We start from the raw sequence: 22,761 nt of genomic DNA on the forward strand, positions 1-22,761 counted from the left end.
CTCACCCCTCGTGGTTGTAGTAAGGCCAGGGAAGGAACCGGCGTTCGCCGCGGCGATCGGGCCCCGTCAGAGTGACCCGTCCCGTCGCCGCCCACTCGACCCCGCGCGGGAACATTCGGATGAACTCGATCCGGCGGAACGTGTCGATGTCGTGCCCGATTGTGATCGTGAATGAGCGGCCGTCGCCGTACTCGTTGATCCAGGCGATCGGCTGGTCGGTATCGATGCCGGGCATGCCGGCCAGTCCTTCGTCCGGGATCATCACGGGGTAGTGGGACATCGGCCATACCGGCGCATTCCGGTACGACTCGAGATCGTCGAACGTCGTCAGCAGCACTTGCGCTCCAGCGTACAGCTCGACCCCCACGAGGATGTCGTCACCGGTCACGGTCCATGGCTCGCCGATGCCATCGGTGATCGGGTGATCCGGCTCCGCGATGCTCAGCAGCGCCTCGCCCCAGGGCCGCGGACGGATCCCGGTCGGCACGCTGAGCTTCGCCCCCCGCATGATGTTGTACTCCTCGGGGTAGCCCCAGTCGTCCTCCTGCACGGACGAGCCGTGGAACCAGACGATCCCCTTGCCGTCGTCGTGCACGAAGCGCAGCAGCGCGGCGTCGGTCTCGGCGCCGAAGCCGACGGCCTTCTCGTGATACCCGTCGCGACCTTCGAACACGACGATCACCACGTCGTACTTGGCGATGATCTCCGCCGTGAGCCCGCGCGGGTCTTCGACCACCCGCACGCGAAAGCGCCCGGTGTCTTCCAGGAGTGTGGTGATCCATTGATTGTGCACCCGGAAACTCCGGTGCTCGTTGTCGTGCTCGCGGGTCATGTGGCCCGAGAGGATCAGCGCATGGAGCACGTCGGTCATGTCTCTCCTGTCGTCGGAGTCGCCGGAAGCTCAGACTCGATCGGCGAGTCGGGCGGCCACCGACGCCCCCGAGTTGAGCTCCCTGCGCGCGAGTTCGAGGTGCGCACGAGTGGTGTCCGCGGCATCCGCGTCGATCCATTCGTGGCCGCCCCATTCGCTGCAGAGCGTCCCGCGGAAGTCCGTGCGCGCCAGCTCCGCGCCCAGGTCGCGGATCGGCTGCGACACACGGCCATCGGCGTCGTCGAGGTCCCAGAATTTGAGATGGAACGCGCCGACCAGGGGGAGGATGCCGCGCAGGTCCGCGGCCTCCGATCGGCCGAATCGCACGAGCAGGTTCATGTACAAGGTCTGTACGGCAGGGGGGACGCCGCCGGAGCGCAGCACGTCGAGGACCGCCGCATTCGTCGCCGGGTCGCGCCAACCCGAGGCGAGTCGCTCCAGCAGGCTCTCGGGCACGCCGCCCGCACGCAGCCGGTCGAGATAGCTCTGCGGCAGCGCCGGCATCAGCATGCTGATGTCCACCAGCAGTCGCACGTGTGGGTCGCTCATGCCGGCGATCGTCTCGATGGCGCCGCGCGCCGCAGCGGATTCCGGCGTCTGCTGGCCCTGGATCTCTTCGTAGAGCACCAGGTCGAGCTCATGCAGCACCGGGAGCAGCTGCCGCAGCAGCGGCTCACCGGCCTGGCCGATGGGCAGCCGTACGCCCGCGGCGCCGACACGCTGTGCGGCGTGCAGCTGCGGCAGGAGGAACGCGAGGCGCTCGCCCTCGGTGCGCCGCTGCGTGGGAGTGAGCCAGTCGTCGAGGCTCGCGCCCACGATGCTCACGCTGCCGCCGGCCGCATCGAGCGCGTCGCGCAGCGCATCGACCTCGCCCTCGGCCGGCTCGGGGAACGAGCGCCACAGCTGCCCCGGTTCGAGTTCGATCACGGGGGCCACACCGCCCGCCACGATGCCGACCGCGATCTCGGGCGCGGCACGATCGGCGCGGATCACGTCGGGAGTCCAGTTGAACGCGGATGCCGCCAACGTCCACCCGGCCGGGAGCGTGTCCTCTCGCGGCTGCACGACGGCCTCGACGACCGGGGGCACCGCATGCCCCGTAACGGGCGGGGCTGAGTCGGCGCTCAACGAGCGTCCCACCGCGAACGGCAGGGAGAGCGGGCCGTCCGGCCCGGTCTGCAGGTACGGAACGACGAGCCCGAACGACAGCGACACGTCGTGGGCGCCGGGGGCCAGCATCCGCTCTCCGCGGATCGTGACGCGATCCTGAAGGAACCACCAGTCGCTCTCCTGCGCAAGCGCCGCGGGCTCGACCCGACGGCCGCCCAGTTCGAGCCAGATCCGCTCGACCGGTACGCCGTCGATCTCGAGCATCAGGTCGTGCAGGCTCGCAAGCGGGAGCGAGCGGATCCATGGGAGTCCGAGCCGCAGCGCGAATCCATCCTCGGCGGACCGAAGCGCGTCGTCGCGCAGCGCGATCAGGCTCATGGCTTCCTCACGTCGTGTTGCCGAGACACTCCGGCTTACGACCAGAACCTACACGCTTATGTCGAAAAACGGAAGAAGAATCAGGATGCCGCCAGCACACCCGAGATCGACGGCCGGCCATCCCCGAACCAGCGGGGGAAGGTGATGTCGAACAGCTGCTCGCGCACCATCTCCACGCCGCCACGGAGCGGCTCTCGAATGTCGTTGGCGGAGGGCGTGATGGACAGGTCGCGGGTCGCGAGGGGGAGCGAGAGCTCGTAGACCCGCTGGCGCACTTCGGCGAGGTAGATCTCCCCGGCGCCCGCCATCGCACCGCCGATGACGATGAAGCCAGGGTTGAACATGTTGACGAGGGCGGCGATCGACTCGCCGACGACGCGCGCCGAGCGCTGCAGCAGCGCGATAGCGACCGCGTCCCCGTCTTCGGCGGCGAGAGTGATCGCCTCCGGCGTGAGCGCTTCGCCATCGGCTCCGCGCTTGGCCAGGTACCCCGTCGCGCCGCCCGCGATCGCCGCCTCGGCTTCACGGACGAGCGCCCAGCCGCCGGCCACCGCCTCGAGGCAGCCGATCTTGCCGCAGCGGCAGATCGCAGTCGACTCGGGCACTCGGACATGCCCGATATCGCCGGCGGCTCCATTGACGCCGCGATGGATCCGCCCCTGCGACAGCAGCCCGGCGCCGATGCCCGAGCCGATCTTGCAGTAGATCAGGTCGATGTGGTCATCGCCGCGGCGGGCCCGCTCGCCGAACGCGAGCAGGTTCACATCGTTGTCGACCCAGACCGGCGCCTCGTACTTCTGCTCGAACCGCCGCCGCACATCGAACCCGTTCCATCCCGGCATGATCGGGGGAGCGACGGGTCTGCCGGTCTCGAAGTCGACCGGACCGGGCACGCCAACGGCGATGCCCCATACCGGGACGTCGGGAGTGCGGGCGAGCAATTCGTCGACCATGGCCAGTGCGGTGTCCAGGGTCTCGGCAGGACCGCGCGCGATGTCCCACGTCCTGTGGTTCTGATCGATCACGTCGCCCTCGAGCATGGCCACGCCGATGTGGATGTGCAGCGCGCCGAGCGCGCACACGACGATCCGGCCTCGATCACCGCGGAACCGCAGCGTCCGAGGTGCGCGCCCGCCCGAGGATGCCCCGAACTCGCCGTCTTCGAGGTAACCCATCTCGATCGCGTGGTCTACTCGCTGAGTCACGACGCCGCGGCCGAGGCCGGTCACCCGGCCGATCTCGGGCCGCGTCGAGGCTTCGCCGGTGCGCACCATGTTCACGATGCGCAGGAGGCTCGTCACCTCGTCGGTCTGCGCGCCGAAGCGCAGTGTGGACTCCCTTGCCATGCGTAGATTTTTGCACAAGCTGGGCACGAGGCAGCGCATTTCGCGTCATCTATGGTCGATTGTGGTTCGACTTAGGTACTATTCATGCGCAACCAGCGAACGGAGAGAGGATGCCCTACGGCGTCGGCATCATCGGAGCGGGGCCAGGGGTCGCAGCTCTGCACTCGCCGACCCTGGCGCGCCTCCGTCGAGACTTCCGGGTCGTCCACGTCGCCGATGCCGGAAGCGGACGCGCCGAGGACATCGCGCGGCGCACCGACGCGCGGTGGTCCACCGGCATCCGCGAACTGCTGGACGATCCAGCGGTGGATGTGGTGGCGATCTGCAGTCCGCCCGCCGAACACGCCGAGCAGGTCCTCGCCGCTGTCGCCGCGGGCAAGCGCGCGATCCTCTGCGAGAAGCCGATCGCGACGACCGAGGCCGACGCTGTCGCGGCGATCGAGGCGTGCCGTGCCGCGCGCGTTCCCCTCCTCGCCGGCACGAACCACATCTTCGACGCGGCTTGGGGTCGCGCCCGCCACCACCTCGCCGCCGCGGGCGGCACGGTGCGCGCGGTGTCGGTGACCATGGCCCTGCCGCCGAACGGTCGTTATCACGGTGCCGTCACCGAGTTCGCGCCGGTCTCGGCGATGAACCGCGGCGCACCCGATCTGCGCGAGCCGGCGGTCGCGGCATCCGTCGTCCGGCAGCTGCTCACCGGACTCGCGGTCCACGACCTGCCGCTGCTGCGCGACCTCGCCCCCGACTTCGAGCGGGTGGTCTATGCGCGCGCGGTCGCGCCGATCGGGTACGTCCTCGGGTACGAAGCATCCGGGGTGCCGATCCGGCTCGCCACCGTGATGCTTGCGGACGGCGCGGACGCGCTGTGGCGCATGGACATCACGACCGACGACGAACGCGTCGAGGTGCTGTTCCCGCCCGCGTTCGTGCATGACGGCAGCGCGACCGTGCGAGTGCGGTTCGCCGACGACCGAGTGACGGTCTACCCGCAGGAGGACGAGGACGGATACGTGGCGGAGTGGCGCGCGCTCGTGGCTGCCATGCGAGGAGACGTCGAGGTCGAATACGACGAGCTGCTCGGCGACGCCCGCTACGCGCTGCGGCTCGCGCAGGCGGCATCCGCGGCGATCCTCGAGGGGGCGGACCGATGACCCCGCCCGTTCCCGTTGTGACTTCCTCGGAGCGATACGCGACGGCGCTCGCCGAGCTCCCGCTTCGGACACGGGCCGCGGATGCCGCGCATGGCGCGATCGTGGTCGTCGACGGCGGCCGCGACCGTTGGTGCGACGATGCGCGTGCGGCCGCGGCATCCGGCGCGATCGCGATCGTGGTGGCACAGCCGAATGCCGTGCCGGCCACCGGGATACTCGCGCTCATCGAGGATGTCGGCGAGGTGCCGATCGTGCTCGAGCGGTCGTTCCTCCGCCCCGACGCGACCGCGGACGCGGTCGCCGCGCGAGACAGCCATGGCGCACGCGCAGTGCCGCGACTTCTCACCGGGGACTGCGTCGCGACGGCCGACGAACTGGGCGTCGCGACACGCGACGCGATCGGATGGCTTCGGGTGCTCTCGCAGGGCGGCCTGTCGATGCGCACGGGGCGGGCGGGAGTCGGTCTTCTCGAGTGCCGTGACGCCGACGGCGCTCCCTCGGCGCTCACGGCCGTGATCGTGAAAGGCGTGAGCCGAGTGCGCATCGCCGTGCTCGGCGAGGTGCTGTCCGAGATCGAGGTCTCGGACAGGCGCACGCTCGTCTCCACCTCGACGTCGGCGGGACGGATGCTGACGTCGCCGCGTTACGAATCGCCCCAGCGGCTCGCACTGCGGCGCGCGCTCTCGGCGCTTTCCGGCGCGGCGACGGTCGATGATCTGGCGGAGCTCGCGGCCGATGCCGCGCTCGCCGAGACCGTGTCAGTGCCCGAGCGGGCATAAACGCCACTGATCCGCCGGATCGGCAAGTTGGGATTCCTGGATACGTCTGTCTTGGGCGAAAGTGGATTCCGGGAACCCCCGCACGCTTCATCTGGAAAGGATCGAAGATGATCAAGCTTCTCTCCCACCTCTCGTACGTGGCCATCACGTCGCCCGACGTCGAGGCGTCGGTGACCTTCTACGAAGAGCAGGTCGGGCTGACCGTCGTCGACCGCATCGACGGCGCCGTCTACCTCCGCTGCTGGGGCGACTACTACTCGTACTCGATCGTCGTCATTCCCGGTGACGAGCCGTCACTCGACACCATGGCATGGCGTACGTCGAGCGCCGAGGCCCTCGACGAGGCAGCCAAGCGCATCGAGGCCGCCGGCGCCGAGGGCGAGTGGATCGACGACGTGCCGCACATCGGTCGCGCCTACCGCTTCACCGGCCCCTGGGGCCACAGCATGACGCTGCACTGGGATGTCACGCGGCACCACGACACGGAGGGGGACGCGGCATCCATCTACCCGGACCGTCCCTCGCGGCGATCCAAGGTCGCCGGCGCTCCGCGCCAGCTCGACCATGTCACCATCGCCTCCAGCGACGTCGATGCGTTCGCTCAGTGGTACAACGACGTGCTCGGGTTCCGGATCATGGCCCGGACGCTTCTCGACGAGGCGCCGATCTCGGTGTTCTCAGTGCTGACGACGAACGAGAAGTCGCACGACCTCGGCGTGGTGCTCGACGGCTCGAGCCGCGCCGGGCGCATCAACCACTACGCGTTCTGGGTCGACACGCGCGAGGAGCTGCTCATCGCCGCCGACGTGCTCATGGAGAACGGCATCCCGATCGAGTACGGGCCCTCGATCCACGGCATCGGCGAGCAGAACTTCCTCTACTACCGTGAGCCGTCCACCCTGCGCATCGAGCTCAACACCGGCGGCTACCGCAACTACGTGCCCGACTGGGAGCCCAACACGTGGCGCCCCTCACTGGGGTCGAACAACTTCTACCGCAACAGCGCAATGCCGATGTCGATGACCGAGTCCTTCCCGCCCGCGGACGGGCCCAGCGCCACCGAGGAGGGCGTGCCCGACGAGATCAAGGACGCCCTGCTCAACCCGTACGCGAAGCACGGCCGGGGCTGACAGCTCTGGTGGGGGATGGCGGGTCGGATGATTCAGCCCGGCCCGCCCAGCCGCCGCCGACACGACGATGCGCGGAGGAGAATCCATGACGACGATGTCTCTCGATCCCGACACCCCATTCGCCCTCGCGCGCTACCGCGCGGGCGACGAGACGCGGGTCGGGCTGGTCGTAGGCGACCGCATCCGGCCGCTCGGTTCGGACATTCTTGGCCGTGACGGGCTGAACGGCTTCCTCGGATCGCCGGACTGGGACCGCCTCGGCGCCGTCGTTTCGGCCGAAGGCGAGTGGATGCCGCTCAGCGGCGTCACGCTCACCGCTCCGGTCGAGCCTCGCCAGGTGCTGCAGGCCGGCGCGAACTATCGGCAGCACGTGATCGACCTCGTCGTGGCGGGACTCACCCAGGATCAGACGCGGACGCCCGAGGAGGCACGCGTGTTCGCCGCCAAGATGATGGACGACCGCGCGGCGAACGGCGAGCCGTACTTCTTCATCGGGCTGCCCGCATGCGTGGTGGGCGACGACGTGCCGCTGGTGCTGCCTTCGTACAGCGACGTGCACGACTGGGAGCTGGAACTGGCCGTCGTCATCGGCGCCGAGGCATTCCGTGTCACCCGCGACGACGCCATGTCCCACGTCGCCGGGTACACCATCATCAACGACATCACCACCCGCGACCTCGTCTTCCGCAAGGACATGAAGGAGATCGGCACGGACTGGTACCGCGCGAAGAACGCGCCCGGCTTCCTTCCCACCGGGCCGTTCCTGGTGCCGGCGCCGTTCGTCGACCCGAGCGATCTGAACGTGCGACTCGAGCTCAACGGAGAAGTGATGCAGGATGCCTCCACCAGCGACCTGCTGTTCGGCATCCCGGCGCTCATCTCGGGCGCGTCGCAGACGATGCCGCTGCTGACCGGCGATGTGCTGCTGACCGGCAGTCCTGCTGGAAACGGCCAGCACTGGAAGCGCTTCCTGCGCGACGGCGACGTCATGACCGGCACGATCCAGGGCCTCGGCACTCAGGTCGTGCGCTGCGTCGCGGAGGAGTCCCGATGATCCGTCTGGGTTCGGCGCGTTTCATCCGGGGGCTTTCGGTCGTTGAGCGAGGGAGCGCAGCGACCGAGACGAAACGGTCCGGACGTTCGAGGATGGCCGGTTCGGCGGGCTCCGTCTCGCTTCGCTCGCTCAACGACCGGGAGGGGCGAGCCGCATGACCGAGCCATCCGAGATCCCCGCCGACCTCGACCGGAACGAGCCCGAGCGCGAGATCGGCGCCCGCGCCGAGGCGTACCGCAACTGGGGTCGATGGGGCGAGGACGACGTGCTCGGCACGCTCAACTTCATCAGCCCCGAGAAGCGCGTGGATGCCGCGGCACTCGTGCGCGAAGGTCGGGTCGTCTCGCTGTCGCAGTCGTTCGACACGAACGGGCCGCAGAAGGGATGGCGCCGCCGCACCAATCCCGTGCACACCATGATCGACACCGGGGTGGATGCGGAGCGCGGCAACCAGGGCTTCCCCCACGGCATCGGCGGGGCGGATGACGTCATCTCCATGCCGCTGCAGTGCTCGACGCAGTGGGACGGCCTCGGCCACATCTTCGACCACGGCATGGCCTGGAACGGGCGCCGTGCGGGCGACGTCGTCACGAGCGAGGGCGATCTCGTCACGGGGATCGAGCACGCGGCATCCGTCGTCGTCTCGCGCGGAGTGCTGCTGGACGTCGGCAGGCACCTCCAGCCCGGCACCGGCGAACTGCCCGACGGGTACGCGATCACCGTCGCCGATCTCGATGCGACGATCGCCGCGCAGGGATCGACGAGCGCGATCGGCGGCGGTGATATCGTGCTCGTCCGCACCGGCCAACTCGCCCGGGCCCGCCGCGACGGCTGGGGCGACTACGCCGGAGGGCCCGCACCTGGCCTGAGTCTGACCACGGCCGGCTGGCTGCACCGCAGCGAGATCGCCGCGATCGCCACCGACACGTGGGGCTTCGAAGTCCGGCCGAACGAGTTCGACGCGCCCGCCTTCCAGCCCCTGCATCAGGTCGTCATCCCGAATCTCGGCCTGACGATCGGCGAGATGTGGGACCTCGACGAGCTCGCGCGCGTCTGCGCCGAATTCGGACGCTTCGAGTTCCTGCTCTCGGCCGCACCGCTCCCCATCACCGGTGCCGTCGGCTCGCCCATCAACCCCGTCGCCATCCTCTGACAACCCGACACAGAACAGGGAGGTTCTGACATGACCGCTGTGAACAAGGTCGCGATCGCCGGCAGCGGCGTCGCGGCGCTCGCCGCCGCCATCCAGCTCGCCAAGGCGGGCGTAGAGGTCGACGTGTTCGAGGCGAAGCCAGAGCCCAGCACCCTCGGCTCGGGCATCTCGCTGCAGGGCAACGCACTGCGCGTGTTCGACGCCCTCGGTGCCTGGGACGAGATCCGCGCCGCCGGGTACCCCTTCGAGGGGCTCAACCTGCGCGCGCCCGGTCCCGGTGCCCCGATCGTCGCCGAGCTGCCGGACGTGAAGACCGGCGGGCCGGACTACCCAGCTGCCATGGGGATGCCGCGCCCGGAGCTGGCGCGGATCCTCCTCGAGCATGCCACCGCGGCTGGTGCGGACATCCGGTTCGGCGCCAAGGTGACGTGGCTCGTGCAGGGCGACGACCACGTCGAGGTCTTCGTCGACGACGAATCCGCCGGCGTGTACGACCTCCTCGTCGGCGCGGACGGCCTGCACTCGACGGTGCGCGACATCATCGGCATCGACGTGAAGCCCGAACCGACCGGGATGGGCATCTGGCGCTCGTTCGTCTCGCGGCCCGCCGAGGTGGTCCGCAGCGAGCTGTACTACGGCGGTCCGGTGTACATCGCCGGCTACACGCCGACCGGCGAGAACTCCATGTACGCGTTCCTGGTGGAGAAAGCCCAGGACCGCTTCGGCACGACCGACGACGAAGCCACCCGGATCATGCTCGACGAGTCACGCGCCTACGACGGGCCGTGGAACTCGATCCGCGCCGACCTCGAAGGCGGGGCGCACGCCAACTACACCTGGTTCACGCAGCACATCGTGCCCGCGCCCTGGAACCGCGGGCATGTGGTCGTGATCGGGGATGCCGCGCACAGCTGCCCTCCGACGATCGCGCAGGGCGCGGCCCAGGCCCTGGAGGACGCCCTCGTCCTGACCGAGCTGCTCGTGGACCGCGACCACGTCGACCAGGACCTCTGGGACGCCTTCCACGCTCGCCGCCTTCCTCGCGCCCAGCGCATCGTCGAGGCATCCGTGCAGCTCGGCCAATGGCAGCTCGACGGCGTGCGCGACGCGGATGTCGCCGGTCTCATGTTTGGCGTCGCCCATCAGATGTCGGAGCCCGCATGAGCGACACCCCGATCACCGACGTCCACGCGCACATCCTGCTGCCCGGCCTGCATGCCGAGGTCGAGCGCCGGGCGCCGGAGCTCGTCGAAGAGGCGGCCGCGCTCGAGCTGAAGCGCAACGGCGCCGAGAGCCTCGCGGTGTCCGGGCCCATGGTCGGCGCGCGGGTGCCGAAGCTCACCTCCGTCGCCGAGCGCCTCGCCGCCATGGATGCCCAGGGCGTCGACCGGCAGTGGGTGAGCGCCTCGCCCAACCACTTCTACCCCTGGGCGCCGGAGGGCCTCGCGGTGTGGATCGCGAACGAGGCGAACCGGCTCATCGCGTCGCACGTGGCGCAGGCCCCGGAAAGGCTGACCGGGCTCGGTCTCGTGCCGTTGCAGCATCCGAGCCGCATGCTCGAGTGCCTCGATGACGCCGTGCTCGGACGCGGACTCGCCGGCGTCGAGATCTCGTCCTTCGCGGGGGACGTCGAGCTGTCAGACGAGCGGCTCGAGCCGTTCTGGGCGCGCGCCGAAGAGCTCGGCGCGGTCGTCTTCCTCCACCCCTTCGGGTGCAGCCTGGACGAGCGGCTCGATCGCTTCTATCTGTCCAACTCCGTCGGACAGCCCACCGAGAACGCCGTGGCGCTGTCGCATCTGATCTTCTCGGGAGTGCTGGACCGGCATCCGGGGCTCAAGCTCGTCGCCGCCCACGGCGGCGGATACCTGCCGTTCGCCATCGGACGCTCCGACCGCGCGTGGCGGGTGCGCCCCGAGGCGCATCGCTGCGAGCACGAGCCGTCGAGCTACCTGCGGAGGCTGTGGTTCGACACCGTCGTGCACGACGCGCATGCGCTCCGCCACCTCGTCGAGGTCGCCGGCGGATCGCGGGTGCTGCTGGGCAGCGACTTCCCGTTCGACATGGGCCTCGACGACCCCGTCACCGAGATCCGCGCGGCGGGCCTGCCCGACGAGATCACGCGCCGCATCCTCGGCGGGAACGCTGATGCCCTGCTCGAGACCCGGGTGCGGGCATGAGGATCGCGCGCTGGGAGGAGATCCCTCGCGTCGATCGACCCGAAGGCGAGACCCCGGTCGCTGGGCGAGGGAGCGAAGCGACTGAGACGAAACGGGGCGAGGGCTTCGTCATCGGCGACTCCGTCGTCCCTTTTCCTGACGGTCTGACGGTCGCGGACGTGCTCGCGCGGGGACTGGATGCCGCGCACAGCGCGTTTCGTCTCGCGAACACCCGCACTGAGCGAGCGAATGCGAGTCGAAGCGTCGCTCGACGACCGGAGGAGCGTATCCCCCTCGCGGACGTGCGGCTGCTGGCGCCGGTCGTGCCGGCCGCGATCCGCGACTTCGTCGCGTTCGAGGAGCACGTCGAAGGGGTGAGCGCGTCGGTCGACGGCAGGAGCGAGGTCGTGCCGGAGTGGTACCAGGCGCCGACGTTCTACTTCACGAACCCGCACACGGTGCTCGGTCCGGGCGAGCCGGTTTCGCCGCCCGTCACGGAGCGGCTCGACTTCGAACTCGAGATCGCCGCGGTGATCGGCGGCGTCGAAGGCTCCGACGGAGCGAACCTGACGGTGCAGGGGGCGGCATCCCACATCTTCGGCTACACGATCATGAACGACTGGTCGGCGCGCGACATCCAGTCGCGAGAGATGAAGGTGCGCCTCGGCCCCGCCAAGGGCAAGGACTTCGGCACGAGCCTCGGGCCGTGGATCGTCACGGCGGACGAGCTCGCGCCCTTCCTGGATGCCGACGGATTCCTCGCGGTGCGCGCCGAGGTCCGCGTCAACGGCGAGCTGATCGGCGAGGACCTCGTCTCGAACATGGGCTGGCCCTTTCCCGAGCTCGTCGCGTACGCCTCGCGGAACTCGCGGGTGGTACCGGGGGATGTCCTCGGCTCGGGAACGGTCGGAAACGGGGGATGCCTCGGCGAACTGTGGGGTCGCGCGGGAGAGCTCGTACCGCCGCCGCTGCGCGAGGGCGACGAGGTCCGCATGCAGGTGGAGGGCATCGGCGAGCTCGTCGCCCGCGTCGGCGCAGCGGTCGTCGCGCCCGCTCTGCCGCAGGCTCGGGTCCGCAGTCGCGCCCGGACGCGCTGAGCCTGGTGTCCGGCTGTGCGCGGCATCCGTCCCAGCCCGCTTTGGTTGTTTTTCGACCAAAGAATGAGTAGAATCGACCTGACGTCGGGGCTCTTGAAGGAGCCCGTCTCCCGGGTCGCAGCGGCCTCGAGAGCACACCCCGTCGCGTCGACGACCCGATCGTTCGGGTGACCCCAAATGCCGCTCTCACCGCTCAGGCTCCGCCTCCTCGTCGCATCCCTCCTCACCGTCTCGTTCCTCGGCGCGATGGATCACACCGTCGTCGCCACCTCCCTCGCCACCATCGCCGGCGAGCTCGGCGCGGTCCAGCAGATGAGCTGGGTCATCGTCTCGTACACGCTCGCGAGCACCGTCCTGCTGCCCGTCCTCGGCAAGCTCGCCGATCTCATCGGTGCGCGGCTCATCTTCCTGTCGAGCCTCGTGCTCTTCCTCATCGCGTCGCTGCTCTGCGGGTTCGCCCAGGACATCGCACAGCTCACCCTCGCGCGGATCGCCCAGGGCATCGGGTCGGCCGGCCTGCACCTCATGCCGCAGACGATCATCGGCGAGGTCACCACGCCTCGCGAGCGGCCGCGGATCCTTTCGATCATCGGCGCCGCCTTCCCCGCCGCGATCCTCGTCGGCCCCATCGCCGGGGGCCTCATCACCGACGCGTGGGGGTGGCGCTGGGTGTTCTGGATCAATATCCCGCTGGGTGTGGTCGCGCTCGCGCTCGCCGTCGTCGCCGTCCCGCACATCGCGGGTCGCGCCGGCCGGAGGTTCGACGTGGCCGGAGCCGTCACGCTCGGCATCTCGGTCATCGCGTTCGTCCTGGCTGCAGCGTGGGCGAGCGCCGGGGGAGCCCAGCGGGGTGCGCCCGTGCTGATCGCCGCGACGGTCGCGATCCTCGGAATCGCGGCGTTCATCGCCATCGAACTCCGCGTGAGCGAACCGCTCGTGCCGCTGCATCTCTTCTCGCACCGCACGATCCTCGTGTGCATCGTGCTGTCGACGGTGATCGGCGTCGGACTGTTCTCGGTGGTGTCGTACGTGCCCACCTACATCCAGATGGCGTACGGCGCGTCGCCGACGGTGTCGGGTCTCGTGCCGATCGCGACGGTGTTCGGGATGCTGGTGAGCACCCTGGTGACGGGATGGCTGGCGAGCCGGTCGGGCCGCTACCGGATCTTCCCCCTGCTCGGAACGTCGGCTGCGGCCGCGGGGCTCCTCGTCATGGCCTTCCTGCCGACCGGCTTGCCGCTGTGGGTCCCGATGCTGGCGATGGCGCTCGTCGGCGTCGGCACCGGCGGGTTCATGAACATCATCATCGCGGTCGCCCAGAGCGCCGCGCCGCGCGAGGACACCGGCAGCGTGACCGCCGCGGTGTCGCTCGTGCGGCAGATCGGATCGACCGCGGCCACCGCCGTCGTCGGCGGGCTGATCGGCGCGGGTGTGACCGCGGGGCTTCCGCCGACGCTGGATGCCGCGACGCTCACCCCCCTCGCCGTGCGGAATGCGTCGGCCGCAGTTCAGGCACAGGTCGCCGACCTGTACTCGAGCGTCATGGCACCGATCTTCATCGGCCTCGCCGTCGCCTACGGTGTCGGCATCCTCGCGTCGCTCCTGCTGCCCGACGGTCGCCTGTCGGACCAGCTCGAAGCCCCTGCCAGCCGCGCCGCCGAGGCGGCCGCCGCATGATCCCCGCGACCACCTCTCCCGAAGGAGACGACATGTCCCATCGTCCCACCATCGTCATCGTCGGCAGCGGGCCGATCGGATCCGCGTACGCCCGGCTCCTGCTGGAAGGGCTGCCGACCGCTCGCGTCGTGATGTTCGAAGCGGGTCCGCAGCTCACCGGGATCCCCGGCGAGAGCGTCCGCAACATCGCGGATCCCGACGCGAAGGCGCGGGCCCGCGAGATGTCGCAGGGTCCTCAGGCGGGTCGATTCCGCTCATCGCTCGGGCTGCCGGAAGGCGTCTCGGTGGAGGGCATGTTCACGGCGCGCGAAGGCACGCACCTCATCGACTTCGGCGGTGAAGGCTCGGGGCACGCTCCGACGTTCCCCGCCGCGGCGGCCTCGACGAACGTCGGCGGGATGGGCGCCCACTGGACCTGCGCCATTCCGCGGCCGGGGTTCAGCGAGAAGATCCCCTTCATCGACGACGCGGAGTGGGACGGTCTCATCGCCACCGCCGAGAGCCTGCTGCACGCGCAGAGCGCCGCGTTCGCCGATTCGGCGGTCGGCGGTGCGATCCGCTCCCTCCTCGAGGAGGAGTTCGGCGGCGAGCTGCCCGACGGCTACGGCCCCGGCACCCTCCCCGTCGCGGGGGACCCCCAGCCCGACGGCACGATGAGATGGGCCGGCGCCGACGCGGTGCTCGGGCCGCTGATCGATCCGTCATCCCCGCTGTCGGCGCGCTTCACGCTGCGGGATCTGACACTCGTCCGCCGGGTCGAACACGAGGGTGACACCATCACCGGGGTCACGGTGGAGGACCTCTGCACCGGAGAGATCTCGCTCCTGCCCGCGGATGCCGTCGTCGTCGCCGCCGATGCCTTCCGGTCTCCGCAGCTGCTGTGGGCTTCCGGCATCCGGCCGCAGGCGCTCGGGCACTATCTCACCGAGCATCCCGTGGTCATCTCGACGGTCGCGCTCGACGCCGAACGGATGAGCCGATTCGCCAGCGAGGCCGAGCTCGACGTCGAGCTCGCACGCCGGGCGCACAACGCCGCGGATCCGGTCGCCGCCGTCAACCGCATCCCCTTCTCGGAGCCCGACCATCCGTTCTCGCTGCAGGTGATGTACTCCGAGACGACGCCGTTCCGGATGGATCCCGGCGCAGCCTATGCCGAGAACCGCTGGGGGTACGTCAACATGGGCTATGGCATGCGCAAGTTCCCGCGCTACGAGGACGCTGTGACCTTCGACGATGAGGATCCCGACTACCGCGGGCTGCCGAACATGACGATCACGTACGCGCTGACCGACGCCGAGACGGCAGAGATCGAGGCGGGCACGCAGCATCTGCGTCGTGCGGGCCACGCCCTGGGGGCGTTCGTGGCGGAACCGCGGCTGCTGCCGAACGGGTCGAGCCTGCACTATCAGGGGACGATGCGGATGGGCCGCGCGGATGACGGCACCTCCGTCGCGGATCCGTGGTCGCGCGTGTGGGGCTACCGCAACCTGTACGTCGGCGGCAATGGGCTGATCCCGACCGCGACCGCGATGAATCCGACGCTCATGAGCGTCGCGATCGCCGCACGGGGCGCGCAGAGGCTCATCGACGAGCTCAGCGATGAGTGACGATACGCGGGACGCCCGATGAGCGGGCTCCGGCTGGCGCCCGAGCGCCTCTTCTCGTGCGCCGGCCAGGTCGCGATCGTCACGGGCGCCGCGAGCGGAATCGGCAGAGCCTGCGCCGAGGGGCTCGCCGGCGCGGGCGCGCGCGTCATGCTCGCGGGGCTCGGCGACCTGGAATCCGTCGCCGACGAGCTCACCGCGCAAGGCGCCGAGGTCGGGCACTTCACGTGCGATGTGACGGATGCCGAGCAGCTCGCCGCACTCGTGCAGGCGACCGTCGCCCGCTGGGGTCGGATCGATACGGTGCTGGCCAATGCCGGGGTCGCGCTCGACCAGCCCGGGGGCGTGGATGCCGTGGCGCACCTCGACCGGATGTTCGACCTGCACGTCCGATCGGTGGCGCGTCTGGCGGAGCTCGCCCTGCCGGTCATGGCCGAATCCGGAGGGGGAGCATTCCTCGTGATGTCGAGCCTGTCCGGTCTGCGCGGCAATCAGGTCCTCGCGGGCTACGGAGTGACCAAGGCGGCGAACGCTCAGCTGGCGCGGAACCTCGCCGTGCAGTGGGGACCTCGGGGTGTGCGCGCGAATTCCCTCTCACCCGGCGTCATCGCGACCGATTTCGCGCGGCCCATCACGGCGGACGCCGATCTGGCCCGCGCCCGGCTGGCCAAGACCCCGCTCGGGCGCTTCGGCACTCCCGAAGAGGTGGCGGGTGCGGTCGTATGGCTCGCCTCAGGCGCCGGTGCGTTCGTGAGCGGACAGAACATCGTGATCGACGGCGGGACGCTCATCTCGGACTGAGCGTGAGCAGGTGATGGGATCAGCACCGCGGGGCGCCGATCCCATCACGTGAGGGCGGAGCTGCGACTCTACGGCCGGTCGTCCTCCTCGTCCTCCTCGTCCTCCTCGTCTTCGTCGTCCTCCCAGTCGTCCTCGTCCTCGTCGTAGAGCTCGGCGACCTCGAGATCGGCGAGCGCGACCTCGGCGGCGAGCGCCTTGACGATGTTGCCGGTCGCGGCGGCGACTCTCGCCGTCCCCACGATGGGGGCGATGGCGGTGAGCACGCCGCGGATGGAGTCGATGTCGAGCCCGCCCTCGGCGGCGGCCTCGAGGTTCAGCGCGTAGGAGACGGGTGCCGCGTCGACCGCGACCAGCGCGGCGATCCGCACGAGAATGAGGGTCTCGCTGTCGAGGCTGGATGCCGCGAGCGAGTCCGCGGTCATACGCGCGAGCAGGTCGAGAACGGGGGCGTCGTTCAGGGTGTCACTCATGTCGATGTGTACCTTTCCTGTTTAGGTGTCGCGGTCGATTCGCATGGCCACGCGGATGCCGAAGACCCATGTCAAGTAGACCCGCGCGAGCGGAGCACATCATCACCCCCATGGGGTGATTGGGCCGCACATCAAGTCGGCGCACTTGAGGGATCGGAGCTTCCGGTATACCTTGTAGCTCTAGGTACATAGCACTATCAGGTATGGAGCGGACATGCGGATCGGCAAAGACCTCGTCGCGGCCGCCGCGACGCCCATGGTGCTCGGCATCCTCGCCGAGGGGGAGTCGTACGGCTACGCCATCATCCAGCGGGTGAGCCAGCTCTCCGACGGCGAGCTGGAGTGGAGCGACGGCATGCTGTATCCGCTGCTGCATCGGCTCGAGCGCCTCGGGCACGTCGAGTCGGCGTGGGGGGCTTCCCCGACGGGGCGGCCGCGCAAGCACTACCGGCTGAGCGCGGCGGGTGCGTCCGCCTTCCGCGAGCAGCGCAACCAGTGGGATGTGGTGAGCCGCGCGCTGCAGAAGGTGTGGACTGATCGACCGGGCGGTTCCGGCGCCCCCTTCGCGCTCGGGACGGTGTGACATGACGACCGGACTGGAGGAGCAGATCGGCGCGTGGCGCGAGTTCGTGCGCGCCCGTGCGGTCATGGCAGGCGACGTCGCCGAGCTCGAATCACATCTGCGCGACCAGATCGAGGGCCTCGAGGCATCCGGGCTCTCTTCCGACGAGGCATTCCTCGTCGCAGTCAAGCGCATGGGCCGGCTGGACGACCTCTCTCGCGAGTTCGCGCGGGAGCACTCGGACCGGCTGTGGAAGCAGCTCGTCGTCGGAGGATCGGGGGCTCCCGATCGGGTCTCGACGGGGCTGACGCTCGCCGTGGGGCTCGCCATCGCGGCGGCGCTCGCCATCAACCTGCCGAAGCTCTTCGGATTCACGCTCGCCTCGAACCCCGACGTCTATCTGCGCAACGCACCTGTGCTCGTGCTCCCGTTCCTCGCCGCCTTCTTCCTGATCCGTCGCCGCGCGCGCCTGGCGACGGTGATCGCCGTCGCGGCGCCGTTCGTGGTCGCCGGCATCCTGCTGAATGTCTATCCGTTCGCCTCGGGCGGGGTGACCGAGGTGCTCGCCGCCATCCACGCGGGGGTGGCCTTGTGGATCGTGCTGGGCATCGCCTACATCAACGGCAACTGGCGATCCGACCGCGCCCGGATGGACTTCATCCGCTTCACCGGCGAATGGTTCGTGTACTTCGCGCTGCTCGGGCTCGGTGGGGGCGTGCTCATCGCCCTCACCATCGGCCTGTTCAACGCGATCGGGCTGGATGTCATGTGGTTCGTCGATGGGTGGATGCTGCCGTGCGGGGTCGCGGGCGCGGTCGTCATCGCCGGCTGGCTGGTCGAGGCCAAGCAGAGCGTTATCGAGAACATCGCTCCCGTCCTCACCAAGGTCTTCACGCCGCTGTTCACCTTGCTGCTGCTCGCCCTGATTGCCGCGGGTCTGGTGCAGGGGAACGTCATCGACTCGCAGCGGGATCTGCTGATCCTGTTCGACATCACGCTGGTCGTGGTCCTCGGCCTGCTGCTCTACTCGATGTCGGCCCGGCAACCCGCCGATCCCCCCTCGTGGTTCGACCGGCTCCAGCTGCTGATGGTGCTGGCGGCGCTGGCGATCGATGTGCTGCTGCTCATCGCGATGATCGGCCGGATCGGGACGTACGGCGCCAGCGCGAACAAGCTCGCATCGCTCGGGCTCAATCTGATCCTGCTGGCGAACCTGGCCGGGGCGGCGTGGCTGCAGTTCGGATTCGTCCGCGGTCGCGTCGCGTTCGGGCGGCTCGAGCGCTGGCAGACGTCCTATGTGCCCGTCTACCTCGCGTGGGCGATCGTCGTGGTCGTCGTCTTCCCGCCCGTCTTCGGTTTCGTGTAGTCCGCCCGGGTTCGCTCCCGAGGGAGCGGGATGGCGATTCCCGGGGCAGACTGGAGGGAGACACCTCGAGGAGGGACGTGGACACCACGATCCAGGCGGCCCGGCGGGTCGGCGACATCCGCGCCGACTTCCCGCTGCTGAGCGCGCACCCCGACCGGGTCTATCTGGACTCGGCTGCCACGTCGCAGCGGCCGGAGGCGGTGATCGCGGCCGAGACCGCGTTCGTGCGCGAGTCCTACGCGGCGGTCCACCGGGGCTCGAGCGTCGCGACGGGCGAGGCGACCATCGCGTTCGAGTCCGCGCGAGAGACGATCGCGGCGTTCGTGGGCGCGGCGCCCAACGAGATCGTATGGACCGAGAACGCCACGGACGCGCTCAACATCGTCGCGCTGGGCATCTCGGACGCGTCCCTCGGGCTCGGCGCCGAGCGATTCGCCCTGAAGCCGGGCGACGAGGTGCTCATCACCGAGGCGGAGCACCACGCCAACCTGATCCCGTGGCAGCGCCTCGTCGCGCGCACCGGCGCGACCCTGCGGTGGGTGCCGGTGGACGAGCACGGCGAGTGGTCCATCGACGCGCTGCGCGAGCGCGTCGGACCTCGCACGAGGATCGTGGCATTCGCCCACGTCTCCAACGTCACGGGAAGCATCGCGCCGGTCGCGGACGTCGCCGAGATCGCTCGCGGGTCCGGCGCCCTCACGGTGCTGGATGCCTGCCAGTCCGTCCCCCACCGGCAGATCGACGTCGGGGCGCTGGGCGTCGACTTCGCGGCGTTCTCGTCTCACAAGATGCTCGGTCCGACGGGAATCGGCGCCCTGTGGGGACGCGCCGAGCTGCTGGATGAGCTTCCGCCCGCGCGCACCGGCGGATCCACCATCACGACCGTCACGATGGAGAAGTCGGAGTTCCTCCCCTCGCCGCAGCGCTTCGAAGCCGGCACCCAGCCGGTGAGCCAGGCCGTCGGCTTCGCGGCCGCCGCGGACTACCTGACCGCCCTCGGCCACGATGCGATCGGCGCGCACGAAGAGCAGATGACGGGACTCCTGGTCGAGGCCGTCGACGCGACTCCTGGTGTGACACTCGTGGGACCGCGACCGGGCAAGCCGCGCGCATCATTGGCGAGCTTCATCGTCGACGGCGTGCACGCCCACGACGTCGGCCAGTTCCTCGACGATCGCGGCATCACGGTGCGCACCGGCCACCACTGCGCCCAGCCGCTGCATCGCCGGCTCGGCGTCGCGGCGACCGCGCGAGCAAGCGCCTACGTCTACACCACCCCCGAAGACATCGAGCGGTTCCGCGTGGCGCTTTCCGAGGTCCGCGGATTCTTCGGAGCCGGCGGATGAGCGAACTCGAGAACCTGTATCGCGAGGTGCTCCTCGACCACTCCCGGCGACCCGAAGGCCGAGGGGACACCAGCGGATTCGCGGTCACCCACCACGAGCTGAATCCGTCCTGCGGTGACGAGATCACGCTCGGGATGTCGCTCCGGCCTGACGGTGCGATCGAGACGATCGCGTGGCAGGGGCAGGGATGCAGCATCTCCACCGCCTCGGCCTCGGTGCTGACCACCCTCCTCGAGGGTGAGGATCCGGCGACCGCTCGCGACATGATCGACGAGTTCCGTGCGATGCTGCGCAACCCGGGCGCCGAGCCGCCCGAACGACTCGGCGATGCGGCCGCCTTCCAGGGCGTCGCGCGGTACGTCATGCGGGTCAAGTGCGCGATGCTCGCGTGGGTGGCCGCCGAGGCGTGCCTGCTGCAGCTCACCCCCGCCGTCGACTCCTGACGTCGGCCTCACGCGTCGTGACGGCCGCCGGCGGAGCGTCGAGACGGCCGTCGCGCCAGAGCACTAGCCCGTCGGACGTTGCCGGAGGACGATAAGGGTCACCACTTCGAACCCGAGGAGGTCCCGATGACGTCGCTGTGGATGCAGACCGCTCCGCCCATTCCGCAGGACGACGAGCCGCCCCCCGCCGAGACCCAGGTGGTGATCGTCGGCGCCGGGATGACCGGGCTTTCGCTGGCCGTCATGCTCGGCGAGGCCGGCGTGCCCGCGACTGTGCTGGAGGGACGTCAGATCGGCGCCGTGGCGACCGGCAACACGACGGGCAAGCTGTGCCTGCTGCAGGGCCGCGTGTTCTCCGAGATGCGGGAGCACGCCCGAGACGACGTGCTCCGCGCCTATGCCGATGCGAACCGGGCCGGGCAGGAGTGGCTGCTGGCGCAGGTGGCCGACGAGCCGGGGTGCGCCGAGCCGAAGGTCGCCATCACCTGGGCGGACACCGAGGACGGCGTCGCCACGCTCGCCCGCGAAGCCGAGGCGATGGCGGCAGCAGGCGTCGAGGTCGAGCAGATGGCGTCACCGGACCTCGCCGAGCTGACTCTTCCGTTCACTCCGACCGCCGCCCTGCGTCTGGGTGGCCAGGCGCAGCTGCAGCCGGTGCGCGTACTGGCGGTGCTCGCGCGCAGGGCACGTTCGGCCGGAGTGCGGATCGTGGAGGGATGCCGCGTCACCGCTGCCGATGTCACGGGCGAGGGCGTCGTCCTCGAGACGTCGCGCGGACAGGTGCGGGCGCAGACCGTGGTGCTCGCCACCGGAACCCCCGTTCTGAATCGGGGCCTGTATTTCGCGAAGCTCCTCGCGGAGCGGTCGTTCGCGGCGGCGTACGCCCTCGGGGACTCGCCGCCGCTCCCCGACGGGATGTTCCTGTCCGTCGACCCGGTCGCCCACTCGCTTCGGACGGCCGAAGGAACGGACGGCGGCCGCGTGCTCGTCGTCGGCGGCGGCAACCACCGAACCGGCCGGGACGGCGACACCGCCGCTCTGGTGGACGAGATCGACGCGTGGACGAAGACTCATTGGCCCGGAGCCCGCCGGGTGACGTGGTGGGCGGCGCAGGACTATCGCGCCGTCACGCGAGTGCCCTATGCGGGCCCCATCCCGCGAGGCGGCGGCCGCATCCACGCCGCGACGGGATATCACAAGTGGGGCATGACGAATGCGGTCGCCGCGGCGCTGCGCATCGCATGGCACCTCGAGATCCCCGGCCATCTCGCAGGTTCGGAGGCGGCGTGGGCGCGAGTCCTGGCGGATCACCACGCGGGCGTGACGGATGCCGGGGACGCCGTCGTCGTGAACGCCGAGGTCGCGGCGCATCTGACCGGCGGATGGGCCCGGGCTGAGGCATCCGGCCGTCACGATGATCCGCCCGCGGAAGGCGCGGGGCGGATCGTCAGGTCGGGAGTCAGCCCCGTCGCGGAGTCGACGGTCGACGGTGCCACCTGCCGTGTCTCCGGAGTCTGCACCCACCTCGGCGGCATCCTCACGTGGAACAGCGCGGAACGGTCGTGGGACTGTCCACTGCACGGCTCGCGATTCGATGCCCGCGGCCAACGTCTCGAGGGCCCGGCGCTCGCCGACCTCGCTCCGGCCTAGCCCGAAGCCGGCCGGGCAGCCGGACTGCGGTTCTCGGCAGAGACCATCCACGCGAACTGCTCGAGGCTCTCGAGGATCGCGTGCAGGATGTCGGAGCTCGTCGGATCCTCGTCATCCACATCGTCGTGCACCTGACGGCAGGTCCCGATCACTGCCTCGAGGCGCTCCGTGACGAGGTCGACGACCTCAGCCGTGTCGATCTCGCCCTGCGGGAACTCGGGAAGGGTCGTCGTCTCGGCGACGGTGTCGCTGCGCCCGTCCGGCAGCGCGTGCAGGGCGCGCATCCGCTCGGCGACGGTGTCGCTGAAGGTGCGCGCGGCCTCGATGATGTCGTCGAGCTGGCGATGCGTGTCGCGGAAGTTCTTGCCGACGACATTCCAGTGCGCCTGCTTGCCCTGCGACGCGAGCTCGATGAGGTCGACCAGAACGCTCTGCAGATGCTCACTCAGCTGCTGCGACGCGGTGAACCCGCTCTCCGCGTTCTGCTCCTTCGTGAGCTCCGCGCCGCCGCGGGCGGGTCGCCGCTTGTTGCGGCTGGGTGTGGGGGGCTTCTTGGTCGCGGTCGCCATGGGGAATCTCCTCTGTTCTCCGATGAGGGTAGGAGCCTCGCCCTGGCG

The 22,761-nt window shown here is 69.9% G+C and carries 21 protein-coding genes; 16 read left to right on the forward strand and 5 right to left on the reverse strand.

The window, feature by feature from the left end:
* Nucleotide 1 precedes the first annotated feature (1 nt).
* From ABD212_RS00430 to ABD212_RS00440, 3 genes are all read right to left on the reverse strand, one after another.
* Nucleotides 2–871 (reverse strand): ThuA domain-containing protein, encoded by an 870-nt coding sequence (locus ABD212_RS00430; RefSeq protein WP_344090039.1) that lies wholly within the window; start codon nt 869–871, stop codon nt 2–4.
* A 30-nt stretch (nt 872–901) separates the two neighbouring features.
* Nucleotides 902–2,359 (reverse strand): hypothetical protein, encoded by a 1,458-nt coding sequence (locus tag ABD212_RS00435; protein ID WP_344090041.1) that lies wholly within the window; start codon nt 2,357–2,359, stop codon nt 902–904.
* An 80-nt stretch (nt 2,360–2,439) separates the two neighbouring features.
* Nucleotides 2,440–3,705, reverse strand: coding sequence for an ROK family protein (locus tag ABD212_RS00440; RefSeq protein WP_344090044.1), 1,266 nt, complete (start codon nt 3,703–3,705; stop codon nt 2,440–2,442).
* A gap of 110 nt (nt 3,706–3,815) precedes the next feature.
* Between ABD212_RS00440 and ABD212_RS00445 the strand changes: the two genes are divergently transcribed.
* From ABD212_RS00445 to ABD212_RS00495, 11 genes are all read left to right on the forward strand, one after another.
* Nucleotides 3,816–4,856 carry a Gfo/Idh/MocA family protein gene (locus ABD212_RS00445; protein WP_344090046.1) on the forward strand — a complete coding sequence of 347 codons (1,041 nt, stop codon included), beginning with the start codon at nt 3,816–3,818 and terminating at the stop codon, nt 4,854–4,856.
* A complete protein-coding gene (locus ABD212_RS00450; RefSeq protein WP_344090048.1) occupies nt 4,853–5,635 on the forward strand; it encodes a hypothetical protein in 783 nt (260 codons plus the stop codon). Before ABD212_RS00445 ends, ABD212_RS00450 begins: the two co-directional genes overlap by 4 nt.
* Before the next feature lie 107 nt (nt 5,636–5,742).
* Nucleotides 5,743–6,765 (forward strand): VOC family protein, encoded by a 1,023-nt coding sequence (locus ABD212_RS00455; RefSeq protein WP_344090050.1) that lies wholly within the window; start codon nt 5,743–5,745, stop codon nt 6,763–6,765.
* Between the two features lie 85 nt (nt 6,766–6,850).
* Nucleotides 6,851–7,819 (forward strand): fumarylacetoacetate hydrolase family protein, encoded by a 969-nt coding sequence (locus ABD212_RS00460; protein ID WP_344090052.1) that lies wholly within the window; start codon nt 6,851–6,853, stop codon nt 7,817–7,819.
* Between the two features lie 154 nt (nt 7,820–7,973).
* Nucleotides 7,974–8,972, forward strand: a complete 999-nt coding sequence (locus tag ABD212_RS00465; protein WP_344090054.1) for a cyclase family protein — start codon at nt 7,974–7,976, stop codon at nt 8,970–8,972.
* Between the two features lie 30 nt (nt 8,973–9,002).
* Nucleotides 9,003–10,136: an FAD-dependent monooxygenase gene (locus ABD212_RS00470; protein WP_344090056.1), complete on the forward strand. Its 1,134-nt coding sequence runs from the start codon at nt 9,003–9,005 to the stop codon at nt 10,134–10,136.
* Complete coding sequence (locus tag ABD212_RS00475; RefSeq protein WP_344090058.1) at nt 10,133–11,149, forward strand: amidohydrolase family protein; 1,017 nt, start codon at nt 10,133–10,135, stop codon at nt 11,147–11,149. The genes ABD212_RS00470 and ABD212_RS00475 overlap by 4 nt, the downstream gene beginning before the upstream one ends.
* Nucleotides 11,146–12,225 (forward strand): fumarylacetoacetate hydrolase family protein, encoded by a 1,080-nt coding sequence (locus tag ABD212_RS00480; protein WP_344090060.1) that lies wholly within the window; start codon nt 11,146–11,148, stop codon nt 12,223–12,225. The genes ABD212_RS00475 and ABD212_RS00480 overlap by 4 nt, the downstream gene beginning before the upstream one ends.
* Before the next feature lie 177 nt (nt 12,226–12,402).
* The gene (locus tag ABD212_RS00485) at nt 12,403–13,902 is read left to right on the forward strand and encodes an MFS transporter (protein WP_344090062.1); all 1,500 of its coding nucleotides are present in this window, start codon (nt 12,403–12,405) and stop codon (nt 13,900–13,902) included.
* Nucleotides 13,903–13,934: 32 nt separating this feature from the next.
* A complete protein-coding gene (locus ABD212_RS00490) occupies nt 13,935–15,509 on the forward strand; it encodes a GMC oxidoreductase (protein ID WP_344090064.1) in 1,575 nt (524 codons plus the stop codon).
* Between the two features lie 18 nt (nt 15,510–15,527).
* Complete coding sequence (locus tag ABD212_RS00495) at nt 15,528–16,307, forward strand: SDR family NAD(P)-dependent oxidoreductase (RefSeq protein WP_344090066.1); 780 nt, start codon at nt 15,528–15,530, stop codon at nt 16,305–16,307.
* A gap of 68 nt (nt 16,308–16,375) precedes the next feature.
* On the opposite strand, the gene ABD212_RS00500 is transcribed toward ABD212_RS00495, so the two are convergent.
* Nucleotides 16,376–16,777, reverse strand: a complete 402-nt coding sequence (locus ABD212_RS00500) for a carboxymuconolactone decarboxylase (protein ID WP_344090069.1) — start codon at nt 16,775–16,777, stop codon at nt 16,376–16,378.
* Nucleotides 16,778–16,991: 214 nt separating this feature from the next.
* On the opposite strand from ABD212_RS00500, the gene ABD212_RS00505 reads away from it, so the two are divergent.
* From ABD212_RS00505 to ABD212_RS00525, 5 genes are all read left to right on the forward strand, one after another.
* Nucleotides 16,992–17,360: a PadR family transcriptional regulator gene (locus ABD212_RS00505; RefSeq protein ID WP_344090071.1), complete on the forward strand. Its 369-nt coding sequence runs from the start codon at nt 16,992–16,994 to the stop codon at nt 17,358–17,360.
* A 1-nt stretch (nt 17,361) separates the two neighbouring features.
* Nucleotides 17,362–18,705 carry a permease prefix domain 1-containing protein gene (locus ABD212_RS00510; RefSeq protein ID WP_344090073.1) on the forward strand — a complete coding sequence of 448 codons (1,344 nt, stop codon included), beginning with the start codon at nt 17,362–17,364 and terminating at the stop codon, nt 18,703–18,705.
* A 77-nt stretch (nt 18,706–18,782) separates the two neighbouring features.
* The gene (locus ABD212_RS00515; RefSeq protein WP_344090075.1) at nt 18,783–20,051 is read left to right on the forward strand and encodes an aminotransferase class V-fold PLP-dependent enzyme; all 1,269 of its coding nucleotides are present in this window, start codon (nt 18,783–18,785) and stop codon (nt 20,049–20,051) included.
* Nucleotides 20,048–20,494 carry a Fe-S cluster assembly sulfur transfer protein SufU gene (gene sufU / locus ABD212_RS00520; RefSeq protein ID WP_344090077.1) on the forward strand — a complete coding sequence of 149 codons (447 nt, stop codon included), beginning with the start codon at nt 20,048–20,050 and terminating at the stop codon, nt 20,492–20,494. Before ABD212_RS00515 ends, sufU begins: the two co-directional genes overlap by 4 nt.
* A gap of 126 nt (nt 20,495–20,620) precedes the next feature.
* Nucleotides 20,621–22,144, forward strand: a complete 1,524-nt coding sequence (locus tag ABD212_RS00525; protein ID WP_344090079.1) for an FAD-dependent oxidoreductase — start codon at nt 20,621–20,623, stop codon at nt 22,142–22,144.
* On the opposite strand, the gene ABD212_RS00530 is transcribed toward ABD212_RS00525, so the two are convergent.
* On the reverse strand, nt 22,141–22,713 hold the full coding sequence (locus ABD212_RS00530; RefSeq protein WP_344090081.1) for a Dps family protein: 573 nt from the start codon (nt 22,711–22,713) through the stop codon (nt 22,141–22,143). The genes ABD212_RS00525 and ABD212_RS00530 overlap by 4 nt on opposite strands.
* Nucleotides 22,714–22,761: the final 48 nt, after the last annotated feature.

The sequence above is a fragment of the Microbacterium deminutum genome (assembly GCF_039530205.1).
In the GTDB taxonomy this organism is placed as follows: Bacteria; Actinomycetota; Actinomycetes; order Actinomycetales; family Microbacteriaceae; genus Microbacterium; species Microbacterium deminutum.

Coding starts and splice junctions, on each gene's coding strand:
- ABD212_RS00430 (WP_344090039.1), bottom strand. CDS start 871: ATGACCGACGTGCTCCATGCGCTGATCCTCTCGGGCCACATGACCCGC.
- ABD212_RS00435 (WP_344090041.1), bottom strand. CDS start 2,359: ATGAGCCTGATCGCGCTGCGCGACGACGCGCTTCGGTCCGCCGAGGAT.
- ABD212_RS00440 (WP_344090044.1), bottom strand. CDS start 3,705: ATGGCAAGGGAGTCCACACTGCGCTTCGGCGCGCAGACCGACGAGGTG.
- ABD212_RS00445 (WP_344090046.1), top strand. CDS start 3,816: ATGCCCTACGGCGTCGGCATCATCGGAGCGGGGCCAGGGGTCGCAGCT.
- ABD212_RS00450 (WP_344090048.1), top strand. CDS start 4,853: ATGACCCCGCCCGTTCCCGTTGTGACTTCCTCGGAGCGATACGCGACG.
- ABD212_RS00455 (WP_344090050.1), top strand. CDS start 5,743: ATGATCAAGCTTCTCTCCCACCTCTCGTACGTGGCCATCACGTCGCCC.
- ABD212_RS00460 (WP_344090052.1), top strand. CDS start 6,851: ATGACGACGATGTCTCTCGATCCCGACACCCCATTCGCCCTCGCGCGC.
- ABD212_RS00465 (WP_344090054.1), top strand. CDS start 7,974: ATGACCGAGCCATCCGAGATCCCCGCCGACCTCGACCGGAACGAGCCC.
- ABD212_RS00470 (WP_344090056.1), top strand. CDS start 9,003: ATGACCGCTGTGAACAAGGTCGCGATCGCCGGCAGCGGCGTCGCGGCG.
- ABD212_RS00475 (WP_344090058.1), top strand. CDS start 10,133: ATGAGCGACACCCCGATCACCGACGTCCACGCGCACATCCTGCTGCCC.
- ABD212_RS00480 (WP_344090060.1), top strand. CDS start 11,146: ATGAGGATCGCGCGCTGGGAGGAGATCCCTCGCGTCGATCGACCCGAA.
- ABD212_RS00485 (WP_344090062.1), top strand. CDS start 12,403: ATGCCGCTCTCACCGCTCAGGCTCCGCCTCCTCGTCGCATCCCTCCTC.
- ABD212_RS00490 (WP_344090064.1), top strand. CDS start 13,935: ATGTCCCATCGTCCCACCATCGTCATCGTCGGCAGCGGGCCGATCGGA.
- ABD212_RS00495 (WP_344090066.1), top strand. CDS start 15,528: ATGAGCGGGCTCCGGCTGGCGCCCGAGCGCCTCTTCTCGTGCGCCGGC.
- ABD212_RS00500 (WP_344090069.1), bottom strand. CDS start 16,777: ATGAGTGACACCCTGAACGACGCCCCCGTTCTCGACCTGCTCGCGCGT.
- ABD212_RS00505 (WP_344090071.1), top strand. CDS start 16,992: ATGCGGATCGGCAAAGACCTCGTCGCGGCCGCCGCGACGCCCATGGTG.
- ABD212_RS00510 (WP_344090073.1), top strand. CDS start 17,362: ATGACGACCGGACTGGAGGAGCAGATCGGCGCGTGGCGCGAGTTCGTG.
- sufU (WP_344090077.1), top strand. CDS start 20,048: ATGAGCGAACTCGAGAACCTGTATCGCGAGGTGCTCCTCGACCACTCC.
- ABD212_RS00525 (WP_344090079.1), top strand. CDS start 20,621: ATGACGTCGCTGTGGATGCAGACCGCTCCGCCCATTCCGCAGGACGAC.
- ABD212_RS00530 (WP_344090081.1), bottom strand. CDS start 22,713: ATGGCGACCGCGACCAAGAAGCCCCCCACACCCAGCCGCAACAAGCGG.